The following is a 23,491-nucleotide window of genomic DNA, read 5'->3' as shown; positions in this document are numbered from 1 at the left end:
TGTTATGATGCCTGCAAAGCGGGTCTTGGAGCTGGCCTGCTGATGATGAACACCATGGCGGCTGCTGCGAAACACATCGCCCCTGCCAGAATGAGGGCAGGTGTATAGCTGCCATAATCGGTGCGGACGAAGCCTGCGAAAGCTGCGGCTGCAGCTGCACCCACCTGGTGGCCGGTGAACACCCATCCGAACACCATGCCAGCCTTTTCTGGACCGAAACGTTCTGCGGCAAGCTTGACCGTTGGTGGTACGGTTGCAACCCAATCGAGACCATAGAAGACGGCAAAGAGTGCCAGTTCATAGAGCGTGAAATCGGTAAAGGTCAGGTAGATCAGTGACAATCCGCGCAGGCTGTAGAACCAGAACAGCAGCCAGCGGTTGTCAAAGCGGTCGGAAAGCCAACCTGCGCCGATGGTGCCGATGAGATCGAAAGCACCGATGACGGCCAGAATGCCTGCTGCACCCACAGGTACGATGCCGAAATCGCCGCACAATGCGATCCAGTGGGTCTGGATCAAACCGTTGGTGGAAAAGCCGCAGACGAAGAAGGTGACGAACAGCACCCAGAAGGTTGATGTGGACGATACTTCGCGCAAGGTAATCAGCGGGGAAGCGAGCAGCGAGGCAAAGCTTTTCTTAGGCTCTGCGGCAGGGAGAGGGGCGGTTCGGCCATAAGGCTTCAGCCCGATATCTGCGGGATGATCGCGCATCAGGGCAAGCACCAGCACGAGTGCTGCTATAAGAAAGCCGACGACAATGGTTAGCGACGTGCGCCAGCCGATATTCTGGCTCACACTGGCGAGGATCGGCATGAAAACAAGTTGGCCGGTTGCATTGCTGGCTGTCATGAGGCCAACCACGAGACCCCGGCGCTTTTCAAACCAGCGAGCAGCAACAGTCGCACCCAGGACAAGTGCGGTCATGCCGGTGCCAAGGCCGATAACGATGCCCCAAAGGCCGACCATCTGCCATTCTTCAGTCATGAAGATCGAGCCGACCAGTCCGCAGGCGATCATGACGAGTGCTGCGGACACGACGCGTCGCAGGCCAAACTGGTTCATGAAAGCAGCAGCAAAAGGCCCCATCAAACCAAACAGCACCAGACGCAGCGCCATGGCGAAGGAAATATTGGCATTGGTCCAGCCGAATTCCTTCTGCAATGGCTCGATCAGGATGCCCGCCGAGCCCATGGCTGCAGCGGTTGCAAGCATGGTCAGAAACGTGATGGCAGCAACAACCCATCCATAGTGGATGTTTCGTTTTTGAAGAAAGCTTGCAAGGCTGGCAGAAATCATCTTCGGCGCTTTCGGAGACTGGCTGATTTTTGAACAGCCGCAAAGTTGAAGGTCAACCCAGTTGGCCAGTTACAGGCTCAATGGGCTTTGGTCATTGTTTTCAGTCAAAGGCGCGGAGAAGGGTAAGCAATTGCTCCACGCCTTCGCTGCCAAGTTTTGCTTCTATTTCATCTTGTGCCTGATCCCAGAGCGGCCCACCGCGCTCGACAAGGTCGCGGCCTGTCGACGTCAAAGCGATGTGCGTCTCACGATGATCTTCGCCCGATGTCTGTTCGATAAGATCCATACGCTGCAACACCTTCGCATTGCGGCCCATTGTTGATCGATCAAGGTCGGCAAGCCGGGCAAGCTCGGTCAATGAGATCGATTGCGCACGCGCAATTTTTCGCAGCAGACTGAACTGCGCGACATTGATGCCGAGCGGCGCCAGCGCCTTGTCGTAAACGCTGGATGATTTTCTCGCGGCCTGCCGCAGAAGGATGCAGAAACATGGATTTGACATGATGCGGGTATATACCCGTAAATAGTTATTGGCAAGCCTGTATCGGCAATGAGCCGATCTATACTGTCATCACGCTGGCAATAAATTTAGGTCGATAGCCGACGATAGCGACGTCACACAGCGATGTGTGACGTTTCCTTGACCTCTTCCATTACGGCGTAGGTGTGGGATTCCCTTACGCCCGGCAGGGATAGAAGTGCTTCCGAGAGAAAACGGCGATAGTGATCCATATCGGAGACGCGTGCCTTGATCAGATAATCGAAGCCGCCTGCAACCATATGACATTCGAGAATATCGGGATTGCCGCGCGTGAAGGCGGAGAAGGTTTCAAAGACCTCTGGCGTGGTGCGATCAAGCTTGATTTCAATGAAAACCAGCATCGATCGATCAAGCATCTTTGGCGACAGATGGGCAGAATAGCCGAGAATATAGCCTTCGCGTGTGAGGCGTTTGACGCGTTCTGCGGTGGCGGTCTGAGACAGATTAATACGATCGGCAAGTTCAGTATTGGTCAGTCGCCCGTTCTCTTGAAGGGCGTGCAGAATACTCCTGTCCATTACATCAAGATTCTTCATTGGTGTCCCCACTCGACCGCCTGCGATGGCGGCTTTTTATTGTTAGTTTATAAATGATTTGCTTGCGAAATGAATCCGAAATCCGTCTCGCACGCAAGGCAAAATTTTTGAAACATACTTAAATTACAGCTGCATTACACGGTTTGGTAGAAGGCTACGACGATAGACTTGACAGTTGCGGAAATGTGCAATCCATAGTAGTAAAGATGTGTACTTAAAGTGATATTGCACGCATAGAGTTAAGACTTTTGGCAGGTGTTATACCCACGGCGGGCCGGAAAAGGTACTCCAACCTTTAGTCAGTTTGTCCTTATCAAGGACTAGGGAGAATCCGGACTATTTAAAGCAGTCCGGATTTTCTTTTTGTGCGGGATAAAACATTCTAAAAAATTTGCACCGCTGAAATACGGTCAATTCTGACAAGTCTACATCAGTGAATTGAGGCTTTGAATTTTCCAGTTGCAAGCGATGCGAGGGAAGGCTAACAGTATCGCCATGAACATTTCGCGCATTGACACAAAAATCTGGTGGTGGGCTCGCTAAAAGCGGCCACGCAGGCGTTTGTGCATTTGCGTTTTAGTTAAGGCCGCTGGGATTATCCGGGCGGCCTTTTTGTTTGGCTGTTTGAATAATGCCACCGCATGTTGCCCAAGAGCGGAAGCCAGTTTTGGGCAACATGCTAGAATAAAAAGCCGAAGCACGATGCGCTTTGGTTGAGGGGCCTGAGCTTTGGAAGTGCTCGATAACGAATAACACTTGGGAATTGCCAGTCATGAATGCGAAGATTGCGGATAGCGAGATATTCACGCACGAGACAGCGGGCGGCATTGTTGTCGAACGTGTGCGCCATTTGACTGCTTATAAAGGAGCTATCGAGACTTATATCGATGCTCTCAATGAGCGGCGAGGCGCGGTCTTTTCTTCCAACTACGAATATCCCGGCCGCTACACGCGATGGGACACGGCAATTGTCGATCCGCCAGTCGTGATTACCTCCCGCAATCGCCAGATGCGTATTGAAGCGCTGAACAAGCGCGGCACGATCCTGCTGCGCCCGATCCTCAAGACGGTTCAGGCGCTTGCCGAAGTGAAGGTCGATAAGGCCGACGAAGATCTTATCGAGCTGACAATTGCTAAACCCACTGGCACATTCACCGAAGAAGAACGCTCGCGTATGCCTTCGGTCTTCACCGTGCTGCGCGCGATTGTGGGCCTTTTCTTCTCCGAGGAAGATGCAAATCTCGGACTTTACGGTGCGTTTGGCTATGATCTGGCATTCCAGTTCGATCCAATTCAGTACAAGTTGAAGCGCCCGGACGATCAGCGTGATCTGGTGCTTTTCATACCGGACGAAATCTTCGTGGCCGACCACTATTCGGCACGCGCATGGGTGGATCGCTACGAATTTGTCTGCGGTGGTTCTTCAACGCATGATCTTGCACGGGCGACACCGGTGCAGCCATTCAAGCCCGCAGAGCGCGATCTGCCGCGTGGCGATCATAATCCGGGCGAATATGCCAAGCTGGTCGAACGCGCGAAGGAAAGCTTCAAGCGCGGCGATCTGTTTGAAGTCGTGCCGGGGCAGACTTTCTATGAGCGCTGTCACACGGCCCCTTCGGAAATCTTCCGTCGCCTGAAGTCGATCAATCCATCGCCTTATTCGTTCTTCATCAATCTTGGAGAGAACGAGTATCTGGTGGGCGCTTCGCCAGAGATGTTCGTGCGCGTCAATGGTCGCCGCATTGAGACCTGTCCGATTTCCGGCACCATCAAGCGTGGTGAAGATGCAATTTCGGATTCGGAACAGATTCTGAAACTGCTCAATTCCAAGAAGGACGAGTCCGAGCTGACCATGTGTTCGGACGTTGATCGCAATGACAAAAGCCGGGTTTGTGAGCCAGGTTCGGTGCGGGTGATCGGTCGTCGTCAGATCGAGATGTACTCGCGTCTGATCCACACTGTTGACCATATCGAAGGCCGTCTGCGTGACGGTATGGATGCCTTTGACGGCTTCCTCAGTCATGCATGGGCTGTAACCGTAACCGGTGCACCAAAACTTTGGGCTATGCGCTTCCTCGAAGAAAACGAGCGTAGCCCACGCGCATGGTATGGCGGTGCCATCGGCATGATGCACTTCAACGGCGACATGAACACTGGCCTCACGCTGCGCACGATCCGCGTCAAGGATGGCGTGGCACAGATCCGCGCCGGTGCGACGCTGCTGTTTGATTCCAATCCTGAAGAGGAGGAAGCAGAAACCGAACTGAAGGCATCCGCGATGATCGCTGCTGTGCGTGAAGCACAGAAGAGCAATCAGGTTGCTGAAGAACGGGTTGCGGCAAAGGTGGGCGAGGGGATTTCGATCCTGCTGGTCGATCACGAAGATTCCTTCGTGCACACGCTCGCCAATTACTTCCGCCAGACGGGTGCTACGGTTTCGACGGTACGCTCGCCGGTCGCCGAAGAAGTGTTCGACCGCATTAATCCTGATCTTGTTGTGCTGTCACCCGGACCGGGTACACCGCAAGACTTCGATTGCAAGGCGACCATCGACAAGGCGCTTAAGCGCCAGCTGCCAATCTTCGGTGTCTGCCTTGGGCTTCAGGCTTTGGCAGAAGCCTATGGCGGCACTCTGCGTCAGCTGCGCATTCCGATGCATGGCAAGCCGTCGCGTATCCGGGTTTCAAAGCCTGAACGCATCTTCTCGGGTCTGCCGAAGGAAGTAACGGTTGGCCGCTATCACTCGATCTTTGCTGATCCTGAACGTCTGCCGGATGATTTTCTGGTTACGGCGGAGACAGAGGACGGCGTCATCATGGCTTTTGAACATAAAAAAGAGCCTGTGGCAGCCGTTCAGTTCCACCCCGAATCCATCATGACGCTTGGTCATAATGCGGGGATGCGAATGATCGAAAATGTCGTGGTGCATTTTGCAGCAAAGCACAAAGCGCGTCGCAGCAATTACTAGAGCATTTCCTGTTTTGATTGAGTCATTGGAAATGCTCTATCTATTTTTTGCGCGCATCTTGTTCCGAAAACCGCTTCGCACTTTTCGGGATGCGCTCTAATTGATTTTCTCAGTTGCAAAATAATGAGCCGGCCGTGGTGAAAACCGTGGCCGGTTTTTTGTTTATGGCCTTATAAAATCATGGTTTTTCAGAGCTGCTCTGGCGAACCATTTGCAACTGTAATGCATTGCATTCGCAAGAGAAAATTAAATGCGCGAAGTAAAAAAACAGGGTTTCGAAATTTGAATTTTATGGGCTATAGAACGGCTATCGAAATGCTGCTTACCGGCCACGCCGGAGTGAATGCGCAATAGGCTTCTTGTTAGCCTGAACCCGCCTGTCGGGATAAGAATTAAAGTATCTGAAGGTTTGTGATGGACGCGAGTGTAAAAGTTCGGCGGCTCGCCGCTTGGTCGATTCCTGTTGCGCTGGGCGTAATGGGGCTGAAATATCTGGCCTATGCAGTGACCGGCTCCGTGGCACTCTATTCGGATGCTCTGGAATCCATCGTCAATGTGATTGCGGCACTTGGCGCCTGGTGGGCGATCAGTGTCAGCTATAAGCCAGCGGATGAAAACCACCCGTTTGGCCATCATAAAGCAGAGTATATTTCGGCAGTTGTCGAAGGCGTACTGATTACGATTGCGGCGCTTTTGATTGCAAAAGAAGCATGGTCTGCGCTTGAGAATCCGCGTCAGCTTGATGAGCCGTGGCTGGGTCTTGCGATCAATACGGGCGCTGCTGTGATAAATGCTTTCTGGGCCATGCTGCTCATCCGCACAGGTCGCAGTGCGCGCTCGCCTGCTTTGGAAGCAGATGGTCAGCATATTATGACTGACGTGTTTACGTCGGTCGGTGTTCTGGTTGGTCTTGTTGGAGCCGTCATAACAGGCTGGGCGATCCTCGATCCGCTGCTCGCTATTCTGGTTGCGATCAACATTCTCTGGCAGGGTTGGGGTGTTATCAATAAATCCGTACAGGGTTTGATGGATATCGGTGTCGAACCTTCCGAGGAAATGCGGATTCGCGACGTTATTTCAGCAAATGCCGGTGGCGCGATTGAGGTTCATGATCTCAAGACCCGCATTGCAGGCCGTGTAACTTTCATCGAGTTTCATCTGGTTGTGGCTGCTGAAATGAGCGTGGGCGACGCGCATGTCATATGCGACCGAATCGAAGACGCACTGAAGACGCAGATCGAAAGCGCGCGTGTTGTGATCCATGTTGAGCCGGAAGATGAGGCAAAACTGCCGATTGGAACGAGTTCTGTGCCATTTGCCTAGAGCGCGTTTCGATCTGATTTTATCAGATCGGCGCTCTAATCTTTATATTTGATGCGCATCCTATCCGAAAACCGCTACGCACTTTTCGGGGTGCGCATGAAACAAATAGCGGCTTGCGCGTTTTGAACCTCGAGTGTAAAAGCGTTTCCATGGTTATGAAGAACGCAACATCTATGGAACATTCCGCAGCCGCTTCCAGCGCGCGCGTGAACGTTTGCGTTCTAAACTCGCTTCTTACCCTCGGCCTTAGCGGCGATCGCCGGGCTCGTTGAAAGGAGCGTCCGGCGGTCGATTGAAGTCCCGCTGACGCATGCTCCTTTCTCAAAATCCAAATTTGAATTTTAAGACGAGATATCCGTGTCGTTACAGCAGTACAGAACTGCTTAGTACGCCGGGAGGATGAGATGACCATGAATCAGAACGTAAACACGCCGAATTCCGCTGCTAAGCATAAAGGTATGCCAGACGCGGCTGTGAAATATTCGCCGTTTCCTTACCCAAAACTCGATGACCGCACCTGGCCTGCAAAGCGCATCGAAAAGGCACCAATCTGGTGTTCGGTCGATTTGCGCGACGGTAATCAGGCACTGATCGACCCAATGGGTCACGACCGAAAGGAACGCATGTTCCGCTTGCTGGTCGATATGGGTTTCCCTGAAATCGAAATCGGCTTCCCATCGGCTTCGCAGACCGATTTTGACTTCTGCCGCTGGGCAATTGAGCAGGGCGACACGCCTGACGAAGTTGATCTGCAGGTGCTGGTGCAGTGCCGCCCTGAATTGATCACGCGTACGTTTGAAGCGCTGGAAGGTGCTAAGACGCCAATTATCCACTTCTACAATTCGACCAGTGAATTGCAGCGCCGCGTTGTTTTCAACAAGGACGTCAAGGGCATCAAGCAGATTGCGACCGATGCCGCAAAGATGATCATGGACATGGCTGCGAAAGCAGGCGGTGGTTATCGTTTCCAGTATTCGCCAGAAAGCTTCACCGGCACCGAGCTGGAAGTTGCGCTGGAAATCTGCAATGCGGTGACGGAAATCGTCAAGCCGACAGCAGAGCACAAGCTGATCCTCAACCTGCCGTCGACTGTCGAAATGAACACGCCAAATGTTTACGCCGACCAGATCGAATGGATGTGCCGCAATCTCGACAATCGCGAAAACCTGATCATTTCGCTGCACCCGCACAATGATCGTGGAACGGGCATCGCTGCAACCGAACTCGGCCTGATGGCGGGCGCTGATCGCGTTGAAGGTACGCTGTTCGGCAATGGCGAACGCACCGGCAATGTGGACGTGGTGACGTTGGCGCTCAACATGTACACGCAGGGCATCGATCCAGAGCTGGATTGCACAGACATCAATCGCATGAAGGATGTCTACGAATATTCAAACCAGCTGAAGATTGCAGAGCGTCATCCTTATGTGGGCGAGCTGGTCTATACGGCTTTCTCCGGTTCGCATCAGGATGCGATCAACAAGGGTATGAAGGTTCGCAAGACCGCCAATTCGCCGGTCTGGGAAGTGCCTTATCTGCCAATCGATCCACAGGATGTTGGCCGTTCCTATGAGGCGATCATCCGCATTAATTCGCAGTCTGGTAAGGGCGGCATCGCCTATATTCTGCAGGCTGATTACGGCTTGAATTTGCCGCGCAATCTGCAGGTTGAGTTCCGCGAAATCATCCAGAACATCACGGATGATGAAGGCAAGGAACTGCCATCAAAGCGCATTCATGAAGAGTTCCAGAAGCTCTATGTCGAACAGGCAGAAGGCCGCATCAAGTTCGTGGATCACCACACCTATCCTGATCCTGAGCAGAAGGGTCGTCGTATTCTGACTGCTGAAATCACCGATAACGGCGTGACCAAGAATATCGAAGGCAAAGGTACAGGCCCGATTGATGGCTTCATCGATGCGCTGTCGAAATATCTGGGTGTGAAGATGTCGGTTATTGATTACTCCGAGCATTCGCTAAAGCAAGGTTCGGACGCGGCTGCTATTTCCTATGTTGAAGTTGCATACCCGGACGGCAAATTGTTCGGCGCCGGTATCAACGACAACATCGTGAGCGCCTCGCTCGAAGCAATTGTTTCGGCAGCTAATCGCGTAATCGGAAAATAATACGGGCAATTTATTCTATTAAAGGCGGCGCTATGCGTCGCCTTTAATTTATGTATCTATTATATGTGCCTTTATGTTTATTTATATTTTGGGATTGTCATCATATATTCATATTTATAAATACAAGGCCCAGTGAATTATTTTATTTATTGGGTATGTTTATGAAGAATATTCTAATGTTAGTAGTATTTTTATCTGTTGTTGCAGGTTGTGCATCGCGCTCCAGCAATATTTCGGCGAGTTATGTATCTCCTTCGGCATACAGCTCGCTTTCATGTGCTGCTCTTAAAGAAGAGGCCGTGCGCGTTTCATATAGTGCAGCAGCGGCTGCAGGACGCCAAGATTCAGCGGCCACTGGAGATGCAGTAAAAACAGGGGTTGGTCTTGTCCTGTTCTGGCCCGTACTTTTCTTCAATGAAGGTAACGGCGCAAAAGCCGCCGATGTTGCCCGCCTGAAAGGTGAAATGCAGGCATTGGAAGTCGCTGCAGCCCAAAAGAACTGCAATATCACGTTTCGCTCTCGCTGAACTTTAATGATGTAATGAGTGGTTTGAATTTAGCGTTTGATATCGCCGGTTGAAACACTGCGTCAGACGTTACAGCGGTTCCAGTTAAGACTAAATCGTTGGGGCCGCTTTAACTATTTGTTTTTACGCATTATCCGACGCGAAAACGGTTCCCACTTTTGCTGGAAATGCTATAAATTCGAAACATCCATTAATCGTCGTGTTGAACTATGGAATTTTCAGCTCTTGCCGGCTGAGCTCGATTATTCTTTCGCTTTCATCTTCAATGCCGTGCTGTTCCCACTGGCATAGCCATCCGCCTTCCGGCTTCCGGTCGATGTTGAAGATGTTGTAGCGTGCAGGCGGCTTATGCCCGCCGAAATTCTGGCTGGCAGATGGCACGCAGATAACCGGCACTTTTCCGTTCAGCCCGTCAATATCGTAGCGCGTTGCCAGATGCGTGTGGCCATGAATGACCAGCTCGGCACCATGCTTGCGAATAACTTTCTGAAAGCGGCGAATACCGTAGAGCCGCTTATGCGTGGGCGTTGCGCCGTGGATCGGCGGGTGATGGATCATCACCACACGGAACAGTCCGCGTGCGCCAGCTTCATCAAGCGCCATGGCCAGGCGCTTGGCCTGTGCGGATTTAAAGTCACCGCTGGCCATGAAGGGAGCAGTTGCGCGTGCAGACGAGACGCCGATTATCGCTACCGGCCCGCGCTCGCGCATATAGGGGAATAGCGGTCGCTGGCCGTGGTTGTCCACGCCATCGCCACGCATCCATGGCTCCCATTTGCGGCAGGATTTATCCAGCGCACCGGGGACATAGGCATCGTGATTGCCCGGAACGACAGATACGTTATCCGGATTGCCAAGCTTCAACAGCCAGTCATGGGCGATGTCGATTTCCAGATTGAGGGCAAGGTTCACCAGATCGCCCGTGACTGAGATATGATCAGGCTTTTGTGCCAGCATGTCGGCAATCAGACTATCCAGCACGGTGCCGTGCATGGCGTTTTTACGATTACGCAGCCAGTTGATGTAACCTGTGATACGTTTCGACGCCAATTCGCGATAACGAATGCGGGGCAGAGGCGACAGGTGGATGTCGGAAATATGGGCGAGGCGAAACATATAGTCGGTGTACTGTATTATTTTTTAAATCGAAACCGTGTTTAGCGACTTTTTATTGATGTGTCTGTAGCAATGATGCTGCAAAGAAATTTGTTCAGGATCGACGGTATGCGCTTCCGCCATTTTTTATTTCATACCTATTTTCTATTACGCCGCCCGATGACCCTCGGGGTCAGGGCAATTGTACTTGATGAGCAGAAAAATTCAGTTTTTCTGGTGAAGCATACTTACGTACCAGGCTGGCAATTGCCGGGCGGTGGCGTGGATAGTGGCGAAACTTTTGGACAGGCTCTCGAAAAGGAATTGCGTGAGGAAGGTAATATTTTCCTCACCGGACGGCCTGAGCTTTTCGCGCTTTACAAAAATGCTCATGCCTCAAAGCGGGATCATGTGGCGCTTTATGTCTGTCGGGCGTTTGAGCAGACAGAGCCGAAACAGCGAGACAGGGAAATAGCGGAAGCAGGTTTCTTTCCGCTCGATAATTTGCCTGAAGGGACGACGCCTTCAACCAAGCGCCGCCTGCAGGAAGCGCTTCACGATCTTGATCCGCTCCCAAACTGGTAAAAGGAAAGGGCGCTTTCGCGCCCTTATATTCAGAGATTAGAAGCGGTAGGTGATACCCGTACCGATCAGCCAAGGGTTAAGCTTGGCCTTACCGCTAACCTGTGTGCCGCCAGCCAGAGTCGCATCGAACTTGGGTTCGAGGAACAGCTTCTTCACATCGAAGTTGATACCCCAATGTTCATCGATCATGTAGTCGAAGCCGACCTGAAGCGCCCCGCCAAAGGTGTTCTTCACTTTCAGATAATCAACGCCAGCTGCATCCTGATTATAGAAAATGGTGTAGTTCACGCCCGCACCGACATAAGGCTTGAAAGCGCCGAAGTTGGTGAAGTGATACTGCATGGTGAGCGTTGGAGGCAGCATCCATACCTTGCCGACCTTGCCCAGACCTTCAATCGAACCAGTGCCATTAATATTGGCATAGGTGGTGCCGAGGATGAGTTCAGCGGCCAGATTGTCAGTGAAGTAGTAGGTGATGTCGAGTTCTGGCGTGATCGACTTCGAGTAATCAAGACCAGAGCCATCGACGCCGTTCACATAGCCTTTATTCTCGGCAATAACGCCAAGCGCACGCACGCGGATCTGCCATGGCGACAAAGCCTGTGGCACGGCAACGATCTCGGTTGCTGGCTGCGCAACAATCGCATCAGCAGCAAAAGCTGCAGGTGCTGCGAATGTCAGTGCGGTTGCGGCGAGAAGCCCTTTGGCAAAGCGGTTCATCAGTCTCTCCTAAAAGTCTTGGTCTAACAGTCCTGATCCCGGTAGTCTGGGGTAGTGATGCGCGCACTCTGGACCGCATAGCAAAGCGCCCCATTGATCAGGATCAAAGAGGCGCTCAAGATTTTAGAAAGTAAGGATGTTCTGATGGGACTGTTGCAGGAAAAGCTCAGTTGCTGAGACGGTCCCGGTCATGTGGTGCTGAGAGGTCGATTTCCGGTCCAAGCGGAACAATGCCTGTTGGGTTGATCGTCTTGTGGCTGCAATAATAATGGCCCTTGATGTGTTCCATATTGACGGTCGAAGCCACGCCCGGCACCTGATAAAGCTCTTTCGTGTAATTCCAAAGGTTCGGATAGTCGGCGATGCGCCGCAGGTTGCATTTAAAATGCCCGACATAAACCGGATCAAAGCGTAACAGTGTAGTGAACAGCCGCCAATCAGCTTCCGTCAGGCTGGAGCCTGCCAGATAGCGGCTCTTTGAAAGTTTTTCCTCCAGTGTATCGAGCGCTGCGAAAACCTGTCCGAAAGCTTCTTCATAGGCTTCCTGTGAGGTCGCAAAGCCAGCCCGGTAAACACCATTATTGATGTTTGGATAGACAAACTCATTGAGTGCGTCGATCTCTCCGCGCAGGGCTTCCGGATAAAGATCAAGCGACGCATCGCCAAACGCATCGAAAGCCGAATTGAGCATTCTGATAATCTCAGATGACTCATTTGAAACAATCGTCTCGCGCTGCTTGTCCCAGAGAACCGGTACGGTTACGCGACCGGAATAGGTTGGATCGGCGCGGGTATAAATCTCATGCAGGCGTTTTGAGCCGTAGAGAGCGTCACCCGTACTGCCGGTTGTGCCGTAGAAGGTCCAGCCTTCTTCGACCATGAGATAATCGACAACCGAGACGGAAATTACATCTTCAAGCTTCTTCAATGCACGGAATATCAGCGTACGATGTGCCCATGGGCAGGCGTAGGAGACATAGAGGTGATAGCGGCCGGGTTCGGCCTTGAAGCCGCCTTCGCCAGTTGGGCCTGCGCTTCCATCCGCTGTGACCCAGTTTCTGAACTGCGATTTCGAGCGCTCGAAACGGCCTTTGGTGGCTTTTGTGTCATACCAGACATCCTGCCATTTGCCGTCAACCAGAAGTCCCATGTGATTTCTCCTTTTGATAAGGAAAATAGCCGCAAAACTGCCGTTTGACAGCCTATCAACGCGTGAACAGTGCGTAACGGTGCCAAAAAGCTAAATTTGAACCGCCGTTTTGAAAGATTTTGTTTTACCTGTGATCATTTTGGTGATACCCAGCTTCCAAATTGCGGTTGGATAATTCCGACCAATCAGGAGAGCCGTGTAATGGAAATGCTTTTCATCCTCCGACGATGAAATCTGGACTGCGTGAAATGCGCGGTATGCATTCCATTGACCATCGAACGGTCACCGACATCTCCTATTGCGATCAAAGCCCCATGCAGCAGCTTGAACTGACATACGCGCAGGAAAACCCGGCGCACGACATCGAAATCGAAGCCATCAATGCCGAGGCTTTCGGTCCTGCCCGTTTTACCAAAGCAGCGCATTTCATCCGTGAAGGTGGCCCTCACGATCTGAACCTGTCCTTCGTCGCGCTGATGGGGGGCATCGTTGTTGGGTCAGTTCGGCAGACGCCAGTCATGGTTGGCAAGACGCCTGCTTTGCTGCTCGGACCGCTCGCTGTAAGGCCGGAATGGAAGAAGCGCGGCATCGGTGGCACCTTGATGCGGATGTCAATCGAGGCAGCTCAGAATGCCGGTCACAAGCTGATCGTTCTGGTAGGTGACGAGCCTTATTATGCGCCTTTTGGCTTCAAGATGGTGCAGCCGGGTTCGATGATTATGCCAGCGCCCGTCGATCCGCGCCGGATGCTCGCCTGTGAGCTTGCGCCAAATGCGCTGAACGGCGCAACCGGCATAGTGCGCCACGCAAGCAGAGTTTAAAAGTTAAAAAGAGGGGAAGCGAGGGGCGGTTTACCGCCCTTCGCGATACCACATGCCGCCGAAGACAAAGAGCAGGGCGGCGAGCGCAAACAATCCAGAGAACAACGGCAGACGGTTGACGCTTTTAAGCTGCGTGTCTGATGTTTCGCGCAAGCCGATCCAGTCATTGCCTGCAGCTGTACGATTGGCTGCAACGGCGGTGATTGCTGGCACCTGAACCGAACTATCGGCACTTTCATGAACGCGGTGAACTGAGCCACCCGTTGCATCGGCCAGTGGCTTCAGGCGATCAGCTGTCGAAATGCTGTCTGCAAATTCCGGCGCATCGACAGGGCCGACATGCGCAAGTGTTTCCAGATCGCCATTCTTCACACGGAAAATGCCAATTTCATCGGTTTGCAGCGAACCCTCGAACAGGCCAGGTTTTCCCTGTGCAAGATTAACCTGCAATTGCTTGCCGGATGGTGATGTGACGGTGGCAATGCCCGGATTATCGCCCATCGTCTGACGCCGGATTGAGAGGGTGCGGCCGTTGCCGCTTGCGGTCAGTGCTTCTTCTTCCAGTTCCGGTTCCTGCATTAGCCAATGTGCGATGCGGCGATAAAGCGAGGCGTATGGGCCTCCACCTTCAAAACCACGCGCCCAAAGCCAGCCCTGATCAGAAAGGAACATGCCAACGCGACCTTTGCCAACGCGATTGAGTACCAGCAGCGGCTTGTTGTCGGCACCGCTCATCACGGTTTCGCCTTGCGGCTGACCGATATCAATGGTGCGGAACCAGCGGCTCCAATGTGGCGGCTCCTGTTCGGCTCCATCAAGACCGCGCGTGACTGGATGGCGTTTGCCAAGGTTGGTCAGTCGCGGATAGAAAGCCTTCTCGGTTATCGTGCCGGTCGGCATGGCTGGCAGCGCGCTATAAAGCGGCGTGCGGGCAATCGACATATCGCCTGCATATTCCGGACCAGCTGCAATCAGCAGTGCGCCGCCATTCTCCACATATTGAGCGATATAATCGTAATAGAGAAGCGGCAGCACATCGCGGTGTTGGTAGCGATCAAGAATGATGAGATCGAACTCGTTGACCTTATCGACAAAGAGTTCGCGCGTCGGAAAGGCAATCAGCGACAGCTCGTTGATCGGCGTTCCGTCCTGTTTTTCAGGCGGACGCAGAATCGTGAAATGGACGAGATCCACAGCGGCGTCGGATTTCAGAAGATTGCGCCATGTGCGTTCGCCATTATGCGGCTCGCCGGAAACCAGAAGCACACGCAGGTTTTCGCGAATGCCGTCAATGGTTGCGACTGCGCGGTTATTGGCGTCCGTTACTTCGCCCGGAAGTGTAGGCGTTGTTATCTCGACTATATTCACGCCAGCGCGAGGCAGGTTGATGCTGGTCGTTGTTTCCTGTCCAACCTGTGCTTCTTCTTCGCTGACGACTTCGCCATTAACACTGATCTGAACCTGTGCGGGATTTCCGAGGCTTTTGCCTTCGTCCATCACCGTAAAGGACATTTCCAGCGGCTTGCCGCTGATGCCATAGCGCGGCGCCTTGTTGAATTTGATCCGGCGGTCGAATTCGTCAGGCTTTCCGGTGATAAGACCATGGACCGGTGCGTCGAAGCCAAGTGCATTCTCATTGGCTGGAATATCATGGACCTGACCATCGGTGATCATGATCGCGCCAGCTACACGCGATGGCGGTACGTCGAGAAGTGTGCGTGCAAGTGGACCAAACAGGCGCGTTGCATAGCCGTCATCATTGTCATCAGGCTTGCCAGCTTCAACCACGCGCGTTTCAAACTGCGGCATTGCTGACAACTGATCCTGAACGGCTTTCAGTGCGGCATCCGTATCGCTGCTGCGTTCGCCCAGCTCCTGGCTCTGGCTGCGATCAACCACAACAGCCACGACACTCTTTAACGGTTCACGCTCTTCATTGATGATGACCGGATTGAACAGGGCAAGTGCGAGAGCTGCTGCGGCAGCCAGACGAATAAGACCGCCACGCATACGAAGCGCAATAGTTGCCAAAATGAGAAGCGCCAATGGCACGAGAATACCAATGAGCCACGGCAGAGAGAGGAACGGTTCGAATTCAACATTCATGCCGATCTCCTTTCCGCATATCTTTTACCGGAAAGCCGGTTTTTACTTTTCCGAAACATGCTTTAATTCCCCAGCCGTTCAAGCAGGGCCGGGACGTGGACCTGATCGGATTTGTAATTGCCGGTGAGCATATACATCACGATATTGACACCGCCACGGATGGCATAGATGCGCTGCATTGGATCGTTCGGAACGGTTGGCAACAGAGGATTGCCCTGTTCATCGACTGCCCATGCGCCCGCAAAATCATTTGCGGTGATCATGATTGGTGTCACACCATCGCCGGTGCGAACGGGGCGATCCTGTGTGGCATTGTTGGGTGTTGTTGCTTCCACCCAGAGCGGGCTTCCCTCATAACGACCTGGAAAATCTGGCATGATGAAGAAGGACTTGGTCAGGACATGGTCGTCCGGAACGGGTTCCAGAGGTGGCACGTTCATGTTGTCGAGGATCGCCCTTAGCCGCTGATTTGCAGGTGACGCAGATGCATCAAGGCTTGCGCCTGCCTGAAGCTGGTCGCGGGTATCGAAAAGCACTGTTCCGCCCTGCTGCATATAGGCATCGACCTTGGCTATGGCCTCAGCGCTTGGCATGGCTGCATTTGGATCAATCGGCCAGTAAATCAACGGATAGAAAGCCAGTTCATCCTTGGCAGGATCAACGCCAATCGGATCGCCCGGCTCAAGCGCGGTCTTGTCGTTAAGAGCGAAGGTAAGGCCACGCAGACCTGCCTTGCTGATATCGTCGGTCTCGGCATTGCCGGTGATGATATAGGCAAGGTGGGTTTGCGAAACCGAGTTGATGATCGCTTCATCGCCGGGTTTGCTGTCGTCGTGTGTTTGTTGTGGCTCTTGGGCTCGCGCATGATTGACGGTTGCAGGGGCAAAACTGAATGCCAGTCCACCTGCCAATAGCAGGGCGATGCTTGCAGCCTTGGCCCGCGTCTTCATGCGACGACGGAAGGCACCGCGCAGCCAGAGCATCAACAATGTATCGAGTGCCAAAAGCATAGCTGCGAAGCCAAGAAATGGTCCTGCGAGCGAGATCGACTCATCCGACGTGTAGGATGCTTCGGTGACGCCCGTGGAAAATGCTGGTTGCTCGATTGGCTGCAATTTGATGTTGCTGCCATCAAAAATATTGAGTGCTTTCAAGCCATCCTCATTGCCGTAGAAACCGGGCGGCGTGTTGATACTGACACTGGCCTGTTTGTTTTTCTCAACGATCAAAGGCTTGGCCTCCGATGTCGGTGGCACAAGCGCTCCAGAAGCAGAAAGAAGCTGGAACGGCGGCAGCGAGACTGCGTCCTGATTGTCCTGTCCGCCTGCGCGGTTGGACAATGAGACGATGCGGCGAAGCATGTCGACAAATGAGCCGGAAATAGGCAGCGTCGACCAAGTTGCGTCAGGCGAAATATGGAACAACACGATATTGCCGCGTCCGCGTTTTTCGCCGGTTACAAGCGGAGTGCCGTCGGCAAGCACGGCATAGGTCTTGTCATTCAGATCAAAAGACGGTTCAGCCAGCACCTGTCGCGAGACATTCACATCGTCGGGAATAGTCAGACCAGCAAATGGGCCCTGCTGCGGAAAGGTACGGAGTTTCTGCGGTTCCGACCATGAGAGCGTACCACCCAAAGCGCGTTCGCCTTTGCGCAGTTTAACCGGAAGTAGCGGATCGTTGTCATTTGCACCGGCAAGGCGTGGACCCGCAAAACGCACAAGTGTGCCGCCGTCTTCCACCCATTTTGAAAGCTGTTCGATGACCGGCTGCGGCATCGTACCGATGTCGGCCATAATGAGCAGGGAAGGCTTGCCATCGAGCAATTCCGGTACGGATTGCAGGAGGTCGGCAGAGCGCGGCTCAACCAGATTTGCGTAAGGGGAAAGGGCGCGCGAAATATAATGCAGCGGTGACAGCAGTGGCTGGGCGAGATCGCCATCACCACTTGCAAGAAGCCCAATGGTACGGCGCTCTGAACCGGCATCGATCAGATGGGTCGCGCCTGCCTGCTCAACGCCATCAACGCGTATCAGGCGGAAATCATTGCGTAATTCCACCGGCAGATTGAAACGCGCTGTACCCTCGACGCTGCCGAGCGCAAAGGTAAGCGGTGCTTCGGCAATGCGGCGTCCTTTGTCGTCATAAGCTGCGGCAGTCAACGAACGCGGTGCCTGTACCCCTTCCGGACGGATTGCAATCGCATCCAGACTGTCGGCTTTGTTGTCGATGCCGGTGAGGGCAAATGTGCGACCGAGGCTCGCCCTATACCAGAGGATCGAACCCAGATGGCCGGTCTTGTCGAGCGCGCCGAAGCTTTCGGCGTCGTTCTCGCTGGCAAGGCCGTCATTCAGGAAAGCGAGGCGTATTTTTACGCCTTCAGGCAAGGCTGAAGAGAGGCGTTCAGTGGCGGCTTTGCGGTCCACAGGAAGTGGGCGTGCCTGCAACGCCTGCAAACGTTCGGTTGCTCCAGTGCGATCATAAGGCCCGATTGCAGCATTGGCTGGTTCTGCGGTGCCGATAATATAAATCTGCGTGTTGGTTTCATCTGTATCGGAAATAAGTTTTTCCGCAGCAGCCACACGTTGCGACCAGTCTTCAGCCGAGGCCCAGCCGTTATCGATCATGATTGCAAGCGGCTCATCGCCTGCAATTGCGGTGGCACGCGGGTTCCAGACAGGGGAGGCAAGTGCCAGAATAACCAGTGCTGCGATCAGCAGGCGTAGCAGCGTCATCCACCAGGGGCTTTTTGACGGCACTTCCTCGCGTTTGAAGACTTGCGCCAGAATACGCAAAGGCGGGAAGCTTTCTTCCTGCGGGCGCGGTGGCGTCATACGCAGCAGCCACCAGATAACCGGCAAGGCGAGAAGGCCTGCGAGGATCAGCGGTGATCCAAAGGCGAGAGGCAGAAAATTCATGCGCGTGCTCCACTAAGAGAGGACGCGCTTAAAGAACTATGCAATCGTGATAGCGCTTCGGTCGCTGGTCGATCTGTACGATGCACCGTATAGCTCCAGCCAAGTCGTTTGCAGAAATCAGACAATGTTTCCCGACGCGCGATGTATAAGCGCCGGTAGTCCTCGGCATAGGTTTCTGCGCGACCGGCAACAAGGGTACTGCCCGTCTCAGGGTCGCGAAACTCTGTACGTCCCGCATAGGGGAATGTTTCTTCTGCAGGATCTGCGACTTCGACAAGATGTGCGCGGACGCCGCGACGTGCAAGCTGATCGAGTAAATCGGTCAGTTCATCGAACGGATGCAGAAAGTCTGAAACAAGTACCACTTCGGAAAAGCGGCGGATCTGGTTGATGTCCGGCAGAGCGCTTTCAGATGCTTCATTCATCATTGAACCCATCAGGGCTCCTGCAAGGCGTTCGGCACCATTGCGGGCTGAGAAAGGTGGCAGCAGGGCCGGAAAGGCGATGCGTTCGCCTGATCTTGAGAGAAGCTCGGCCATAGCCAGCGTCAGGACCAATGCGCGTGCTTCCTTGGAGATCGGCGTCAGATTGGAGCGGTAGAGCATGGATGGCGAGAAGTCGCACCACAGCCAGACCGTATGGGCTGATTCCCATTCCCGGTCGCGAACATAGGTATGGTCGTCGCGGGCCGAGCGTCGCCAGTCGATGCGTGCAAGCGCATCGCCTTCAACATAGGGGCGGAACTGCCAGAAGTTTTCTCCGGGGCCGCGTTTGCGCCGTCCGTGCCAGCCATTCATGACGGTGTTGACGACGCGCCGGGCCTCGACCAGCAGATCGGGAATGCTTGCAGCTCGCGCCCGAGCACGAGCGAGCGTATCCTTGCGGTCTGTAGCTGAAACCTGTGCGCCAACCGCCATCAGGCTGCTGCCTTCACCAGATTGGCAATGACATCACGGACATGCATACCATCGGCGCGCGCTGCGAAATTGAGCGCCATGCGGTGTTGAAGAACAGGCTCGGCCAGCGCTTTGACATCGTCAACGGATGGAGCAAGGCGGCCTTCGTAAAGTGCGCGCGCACGGGCGCAGAGCATCAGCGCCTGACTGGCACGCGGGCCCGGACCCCAGGCAATATGCTTTTTCGCATGTTCATTATCAGCGTCAGGTCGCGCCGAACGAACCAGCTTGAGAATTGCATCCACCACACTTTCAGAAACAGGCATACGGCGCACCAGCGCCTGCATCTGACGCAGACGCTCGGCATCGAGAATTTCATAGGCCTTTGCTTCCGCAACGCCGGTGGTTTCCAGAAGAATACGACGTTCGGCGTCGAGTTCCGGATAGAGAATATCGATCTGCATGAGGAAGCGGTCGAGCTGGGCTTCTGGCAGCGGATAGGTGCCTTCCTGTTCCAGCGGGTTTTGTGTTGCAAGCACATGAAAGGGCGCAGGCAGATCATAACGCTGACCGGCGACCGTGACGTGGTATTCCTGCATGGCCTGCAAAAGGGCTGATTGCGTGCGCGGCGAAGCACGGTTGATTTCGTCGGCCATCAGAAGCTGTGCGAAGATCGGACCTTTGAGGTAACGGAAAGAACGGCGACCATCGGCATCCTGCTCCATCACTTCCGAACCGATGATGTCGGATGGCATCAGGTCGGGCGTGAACTGGATGCGCTGGCCCGAAAGGCCAAGCACCGTTCCCAGTGTTTCGACCAGCTTGGTTTTTGCAAGGCCGGGTACGCCGACAAGCAGAGCATGACCGCCAGCCAGAACCGCTACGAGCGTGCGCTCAATAACGCTTTCCTGTCCGAAGATAACGGTGCCGATGCTTTCCTTGATCCGCGCAATATCTGCAAGTGCACGTTCAGCTTCGGCGACGATCTGATCGGGGTTGACGGCTTCGGGCGTAACAACAACACTCATAAGAACCTCGCAAAAATATCCGCACCTGCATGTGATCGGTTAAATCACTATATATACTGACAAGCCGTGAAACGGTGACTATTTCATGACTTTAGAGCATTTCCTGTTTTGATTGAGTCATTGGAAATGCTCTATCAATTTGTTTTTACGCGCATCTTGCTCCGAAAACCGCTTCGCACTTTTCGGGATGCGCTCTACGAGTTAAATTCACATTCAGACAGGGATAACCGAGTCGGATGACAAAAAGCACCCCTGAAGGCAATGAAACGCCGCAAAGCGCAAAGCCGGGCACTGAAGGAATGGGCGGACTGGAGGCCCTGATTGCACGCGCTCATGCGGACGCGCAAAGCGGACCGGCTACGAAAGAACGTGGAATTCCGCCGGTAGAGCGCTGGAATCCGGAATTTTGTGGCGCGCTTGATATCGACATCAAGGCCGATGGAACATGGTTTTACATGGGCACGCCTATCGGGCGTAAACAGCTGGTGCGCTTGTTTTCAACCGTGTTGCGCAAGGATGAAGACGGTAAAACCTATCTCGTAACGCCGGTGGAGAAGATTGAAATCAGTGTCGAAGACGCGCATTTCATAGCCGTTGAAATGCAGGTTTCAGGTGAAGGTGACGATCAGAAATTGACCTTCCGCACCAATGTTGGCGATGTGGTTGACGCCGACGCCGAGCATCCATTGCGCTTTGTCGTTGAGGATGAAAGCGGTGGGTTGAAGCCCTATATCAACGTGCGTGGACGGCTTGAGGCGCTGGTTGGGCGTTCAGTTATGTATGATCTTGTGGCATTGGGCGAAGAAATCGAAGTGAATGGCGTTGTGATGTTTGCAATACGCTCTGGCGGCACAGTTTTCCCTATCATGCCAGCGGAAGCTCTTGAGGCTTCGCTGAAATGATGGACCGTGCATTGCATCTAAACACCCGATTTTCGGCCGGTGATTTTGCTGAGCGTGTTCGCCACTGGCAGCCTGATCAAGATGATCTGACCGGCGATCATTCGCTTAATCCGGATTTCACACAAGCTATGGTGACGGCGAAGATGCGCGATGCCGCCGTGCTCGTGCCGGTGGTTGATCGCGGTTCGGAAGCAACCCTTTTGCTGACGCGTCGCACGGACACTTTGCGTAAACATTCGGGTCAGATCGCTTTCCCGGGCGGTGCAATCGACCCGGAGGATGGGACGGCGGAAAATGCCGCTTTGCGCGAAGCCAATGAAGAGATTGGCCTTGTGTCGGAACGCGCCGAAATTCTCGGCAGTCTGCCGCGTTATCTCACCGGTAGCGGCTTTTCGATTACGCCGGTTCTGGCGGTCGTCAACACACCTTTCGATGTGCATCCGAACCCTGATGAGGTTGCGGATATTTTTGAAGTGCCGTTGTCCTTTCTGATGAACCCGGACAATCACCGGCGCGAAAGCAGGCTGTTCAATGGCACGGAACGCTTTTATTACGCGATGCCTTATCACGAGCGATTCATCTGGGGCGTGACTGCAGGCATTATTCGCGGACTTTATGAAAGGCTCTACCGTTGAGCAATACAGTGAATATTTCAGATCGGGCCAACTGGCTTCGCTCCAAGCCGTTACAGGCGCTGTTTGCGGCACTCAACCGCGATGGTGGCGAGGTACGTGTGGTGGGCGGTGCAGTTCGCAATACCCTGCTTGGCACGAAAGTCAGCGATGTCGATCTGGCGACCACGCATTTGCCGGAAGAAACGGTTCGGCTTGCCAAGGAAGCTGGCTTCAAGCCGGTGCCGACCGGGATTGAGCATGGCACGATTACCGTTGTGGTGCAGGGGCAGCCTTTTGAAGTCACGACCTTGCGCAAGGATATTGAGACCAACGGTCGCCACGCCAAGGTTGCGTTTGGCACCGACTGGAAGACGGATGCAGAGCGGCGTGACTTCACCATCAATGCGCTTTATGCGACTTCTGACGGCCATGTGATCGATTATGTCGGCGGTCTTGCTGACATTGAAACTAAGACGCTGCGTTTTATCGGCGATGCTGAAGAACGTATCCGCGAGGATTATCTGCGCATTCTGCGCTTTTTCCGCTTCTTTGCCTGGTATGGTTCGGGTCGGCCCGAGGCCAACGGATTGCGGGCGAGCGCTCGTTTGAAAGACGGGTTGAACCAGCTTTCAGCCGAGCGCGTCTGGTCGGAGCTCAAGAAGCTGCTATCTGCGCCTGATCCTTCTCGTGCGATGCTGTGGATGCGGCAATCGGGTGTGCTGAATATCATTCTGCCTGAAAGCGAGAAATGGGGCATTGATGCCATTCACGGCCTCGTTCGTGCAGAAACTGATCTCGACTGGCAGGTGGATGCGCTTTTGCGTCTTGAAAGCATTGTTCCGCCGGATGCTGCCCGTATGACAGAACTTGGCAAGCGGCTGAAAATGTCGAATGCCGAACGCGCTCGTCTTGAAGCATGGGCGCGGGCCGATGCCATCAAGTCGGAAACGTCTGAACAGGCATTGAAGAAGCTCATCTATCGCGGCAGTTCGCAGGCAGTCGCGGACCGTATTCGTCTTGCCTATGCGTCTGCGCGACAGGAAGCGGCTGCCAGTGATGAAGCGATGATCCGCGCTGGCGGATATTCACGTCTTCTGGATGCGGTTGAGAAATATGAACCGCTGGTCTTTCCAGTGACCGGCGGAGACCTGCTGTCGCTTGGTGTCGAGAAGGGGCCGGGGCTTGGTGAAGCATTGCGTGATCTCGAAACTCTATGGATTGACTCCGGATTTAGTCTTGACCGCGAAGCGCTTCTGGACAAACTTGATCGCAATAAAATGAACGGCTGATGGCTTGCAAAATTCAGCCATAGTTTCATTAACTTATGATCGAATGTTTTT

General features: G+C 53.7%; 19 protein-coding genes. 9 read left to right on the top strand and 10 right to left on the bottom strand.

Annotated elements, in window-relative coordinates; genetic code table 11:
* Positions 1-2: 2 nt before the first annotated feature.
* The 3 genes from CEV34_RS02925 to CEV34_RS02915 all read right to left on the bottom strand — a co-directional run bounded on the left by CEV34_RS02925 (position 3) and on the right by CEV34_RS02915 (position 2,372).
* A complete protein-coding gene (locus CEV34_RS02925) occupies positions 3-1,295 on the bottom strand; it encodes an MFS transporter (RefSeq protein ID WP_007876081.1) in 1,293 nt (430 codons plus the stop codon).
* Between the two features lie 100 nt (positions 1,296-1,395).
* The gene (locus CEV34_RS02920) at positions 1,396-1,797 is read right to left on the bottom strand and encodes a MarR family winged helix-turn-helix transcriptional regulator (RefSeq protein ID WP_007876080.1); all 402 of its coding nucleotides are present in this window, start codon (positions 1,795-1,797) and stop codon (positions 1,396-1,398) included.
* Between the two features lie 113 nt (positions 1,798-1,910).
* The gene (locus tag CEV34_RS02915) at positions 1,911-2,372 is read right to left on the bottom strand and encodes an Lrp/AsnC ligand binding domain-containing protein (protein WP_007876078.1); all 462 of its coding nucleotides are present in this window, start codon (positions 2,370-2,372) and stop codon (positions 1,911-1,913) included.
* Between the two features lie 772 nt (positions 2,373-3,144).
* Here CEV34_RS02915 and CEV34_RS02910 point away from each other — a divergent pair.
* From CEV34_RS02910 to CEV34_RS02895, 4 genes are all read left to right on the top strand, one after another.
* The gene (locus CEV34_RS02910) at positions 3,145-5,340 is read left to right on the top strand and encodes an anthranilate synthase component I (RefSeq protein WP_007876076.1); all 2,196 of its coding nucleotides are present in this window, start codon (positions 3,145-3,147) and stop codon (positions 5,338-5,340) included.
* 414 nt (positions 5,341-5,754) lie between these two features.
* Complete coding sequence (locus CEV34_RS02905) at positions 5,755-6,663, top strand: cation diffusion facilitator family transporter (RefSeq protein WP_007876074.1); 909 nt, start codon at positions 5,755-5,757, stop codon at positions 6,661-6,663.
* 410 nt (positions 6,664-7,073) lie between these two features.
* Positions 7,074-8,789 carry a 2-isopropylmalate synthase gene (leuA, locus tag CEV34_RS02900; protein WP_094543200.1) on the top strand — a complete coding sequence of 572 codons (1,716 nt, stop codon included), beginning with the start codon at positions 7,074-7,076 and terminating at the stop codon, positions 8,787-8,789.
* Positions 8,790-8,950: 161 nt separating this feature from the next.
* Positions 8,951-9,316 carry a hypothetical protein gene (locus tag CEV34_RS02895; RefSeq protein WP_094543197.1) on the top strand — a complete coding sequence of 122 codons (366 nt, stop codon included), beginning with the start codon at positions 8,951-8,953 and terminating at the stop codon, positions 9,314-9,316.
* 207 nt (positions 9,317-9,523) lie between these two features.
* Here the strand turns inward: CEV34_RS02895 and CEV34_RS02890 are convergent, their stop codons facing one another.
* Complete coding sequence (locus CEV34_RS02890; protein WP_007876062.1) at positions 9,524-10,432, bottom strand: metallophosphoesterase family protein; 909 nt, start codon at positions 10,430-10,432, stop codon at positions 9,524-9,526.
* A 108-nt stretch (positions 10,433-10,540) separates the two neighbouring features.
* Between CEV34_RS02890 and CEV34_RS02885 the strand changes: the two genes are divergently transcribed.
* Positions 10,541-10,996: an NUDIX domain-containing protein gene (locus tag CEV34_RS02885; protein WP_007876061.1), complete on the top strand. Its 456-nt coding sequence runs from the start codon at positions 10,541-10,543 to the stop codon at positions 10,994-10,996.
* A 36-nt stretch (positions 10,997-11,032) separates the two neighbouring features.
* Here CEV34_RS02885 and CEV34_RS02880 read toward each other — a convergent pair whose 3' ends face one another.
* On the bottom strand, positions 11,033-11,716 hold the full coding sequence (locus tag CEV34_RS02880) for an OmpW/AlkL family protein (RefSeq protein WP_007876059.1): 684 nt from the start codon (positions 11,714-11,716) through the stop codon (positions 11,033-11,035).
* A 166-nt stretch (positions 11,717-11,882) separates the two neighbouring features.
* Positions 11,883-12,866 (bottom strand): glutathione S-transferase family protein, encoded by a 984-nt coding sequence (locus CEV34_RS02875; RefSeq protein WP_007876057.1) that lies wholly within the window; start codon positions 12,864-12,866, stop codon positions 11,883-11,885.
* A gap of 314 nt (positions 12,867-13,180) precedes the next feature.
* Between CEV34_RS02875 and CEV34_RS02870 the strand changes: the two genes are divergently transcribed.
* Complete coding sequence (locus CEV34_RS02870; RefSeq protein WP_007876055.1) at positions 13,181-13,687, top strand: GNAT family N-acetyltransferase; 507 nt, start codon at positions 13,181-13,183, stop codon at positions 13,685-13,687.
* A gap of 30 nt (positions 13,688-13,717) precedes the next feature.
* Here CEV34_RS02870 and CEV34_RS02865 read toward each other — a convergent pair whose 3' ends face one another.
* The 4 genes from CEV34_RS02865 to CEV34_RS02850 all read right to left on the bottom strand — a co-directional run bounded on the left by CEV34_RS02865 (position 13,718) and on the right by CEV34_RS02850 (position 20,635).
* Positions 13,718-15,793 (bottom strand): hypothetical protein, encoded by a 2,076-nt coding sequence (locus tag CEV34_RS02865; RefSeq protein ID WP_007876053.1) that lies wholly within the window; start codon positions 15,791-15,793, stop codon positions 13,718-13,720.
* Between the two features lie 62 nt (positions 15,794-15,855).
* Positions 15,856-18,711, bottom strand: a complete 2,856-nt coding sequence (locus CEV34_RS02860; protein WP_007876051.1) for a DUF4159 domain-containing protein — start codon at positions 18,709-18,711, stop codon at positions 15,856-15,858.
* Positions 18,708-19,628, bottom strand: coding sequence for a DUF58 domain-containing protein (locus CEV34_RS02855; RefSeq protein WP_007876049.1), 921 nt, complete (start codon positions 19,626-19,628; stop codon positions 18,708-18,710). Before CEV34_RS02855 ends, CEV34_RS02860 begins: the two co-directional genes overlap by 4 nt.
* Positions 19,628-20,635: an AAA family ATPase gene (locus tag CEV34_RS02850; protein ID WP_007876047.1), complete on the bottom strand. Its 1,008-nt coding sequence runs from the start codon at positions 20,633-20,635 to the stop codon at positions 19,628-19,630. The genes CEV34_RS02855 and CEV34_RS02850 overlap by 1 nt, the downstream gene beginning before the upstream one ends.
* Positions 20,636-20,871: 236 nt before the next feature.
* On the opposite strand from CEV34_RS02850, the gene CEV34_RS02845 reads away from it, so the two are divergent.
* The 3 genes from CEV34_RS02845 to CEV34_RS02835 are packed head-to-tail and all read left to right on the top strand — an operon-like array spanning position 20,872 to position 23,440.
* Complete coding sequence (locus CEV34_RS02845) at positions 20,872-21,537, top strand: DUF1285 domain-containing protein (protein WP_007876046.1); 666 nt, start codon at positions 20,872-20,874, stop codon at positions 21,535-21,537.
* Positions 21,537-22,172 (top strand): CoA pyrophosphatase, encoded by a 636-nt coding sequence (locus tag CEV34_RS02840; protein ID WP_039860001.1) that lies wholly within the window; start codon positions 21,537-21,539, stop codon positions 22,170-22,172. Before CEV34_RS02845 ends, CEV34_RS02840 begins: the two co-directional genes overlap by 1 nt.
* Positions 22,169-23,440, top strand: coding sequence for a CCA tRNA nucleotidyltransferase (locus CEV34_RS02835; protein WP_007876044.1), 1,272 nt, complete (start codon positions 22,169-22,171; stop codon positions 23,438-23,440). The genes CEV34_RS02840 and CEV34_RS02835 overlap by 4 nt, the downstream gene beginning before the upstream one ends.
* Positions 23,441-23,491 lie beyond the last annotated feature (51 nt).

This window comes from Brucella pseudogrignonensis (assembly GCF_002252525.1).
Lineage (GTDB): Bacteria > Pseudomonadota > Alphaproteobacteria > Rhizobiales > Rhizobiaceae > Brucella > Brucella pseudogrignonensis.
Note: the sequence above shows the minus strand (reverse complement) of the source record. Positions and strands in the feature narration are given on the sequence as shown.

Bases quoted from the DNA above. Each gene is read 5' to 3' on its own strand.
- CEV34_RS02925 (WP_007876081.1), bottom strand. From the start codon at position 1,295: ATGATTTCTGCCAGCCTTGCAAGCTTTCTTCAAAAACGAAACATCCAC.
- CEV34_RS02920 (WP_007876080.1), bottom strand. From the start codon at position 1,797: ATGTCAAATCCATGTTTCTGCATCCTTCTGCGGCAGGCCGCGAGAAAA.
- CEV34_RS02915 (WP_007876078.1), bottom strand. From the start codon at position 2,372: ATGAAGAATCTTGATGTAATGGACAGGAGTATTCTGCACGCCCTTCAA.
- CEV34_RS02910 (WP_007876076.1), top strand. From the start codon at position 3,145: ATGAATGCGAAGATTGCGGATAGCGAGATATTCACGCACGAGACAGCG.
- CEV34_RS02905 (WP_007876074.1), top strand. From the start codon at position 5,755: ATGGACGCGAGTGTAAAAGTTCGGCGGCTCGCCGCTTGGTCGATTCCT.
- leuA (WP_094543200.1), top strand. From the start codon at position 7,074: ATGAATCAGAACGTAAACACGCCGAATTCCGCTGCTAAGCATAAAGGT.
- CEV34_RS02895 (WP_094543197.1), top strand. From the start codon at position 8,951: ATGAAGAATATTCTAATGTTAGTAGTATTTTTATCTGTTGTTGCAGGT.
- CEV34_RS02890 (WP_007876062.1), bottom strand. From the start codon at position 10,432: ATGTTTCGCCTCGCCCATATTTCCGACATCCACCTGTCGCCTCTGCCC.
- CEV34_RS02885 (WP_007876061.1), top strand. From the start codon at position 10,541: ATGCGCTTCCGCCATTTTTTATTTCATACCTATTTTCTATTACGCCGC.
- CEV34_RS02880 (WP_007876059.1), bottom strand. From the start codon at position 11,716: ATGAACCGCTTTGCCAAAGGGCTTCTCGCCGCAACCGCACTGACATTC.
- CEV34_RS02875 (WP_007876057.1), bottom strand. From the start codon at position 12,866: ATGGGACTTCTGGTTGACGGCAAATGGCAGGATGTCTGGTATGACACA.
- CEV34_RS02870 (WP_007876055.1), top strand. From the start codon at position 13,181: ATGCAGCAGCTTGAACTGACATACGCGCAGGAAAACCCGGCGCACGAC.
- CEV34_RS02865 (WP_007876053.1), bottom strand. From the start codon at position 15,793: ATGAATGTTGAATTCGAACCGTTCCTCTCTCTGCCGTGGCTCATTGGT.
- CEV34_RS02860 (WP_007876051.1), bottom strand. From the start codon at position 18,711: ATGAATTTTCTGCCTCTCGCCTTTGGATCACCGCTGATCCTCGCAGGC.
- CEV34_RS02855 (WP_007876049.1), bottom strand. From the start codon at position 19,628: ATGGCGGTTGGCGCACAGGTTTCAGCTACAGACCGCAAGGATACGCTC.
- CEV34_RS02850 (WP_007876047.1), bottom strand. From the start codon at position 20,635: ATGAGTGTTGTTGTTACGCCCGAAGCCGTCAACCCCGATCAGATCGTC.
- CEV34_RS02845 (WP_007876046.1), top strand. From the start codon at position 20,872: ATGACAAAAAGCACCCCTGAAGGCAATGAAACGCCGCAAAGCGCAAAG.
- CEV34_RS02840 (WP_039860001.1), top strand. From the start codon at position 21,537: ATGGACCGTGCATTGCATCTAAACACCCGATTTTCGGCCGGTGATTTT.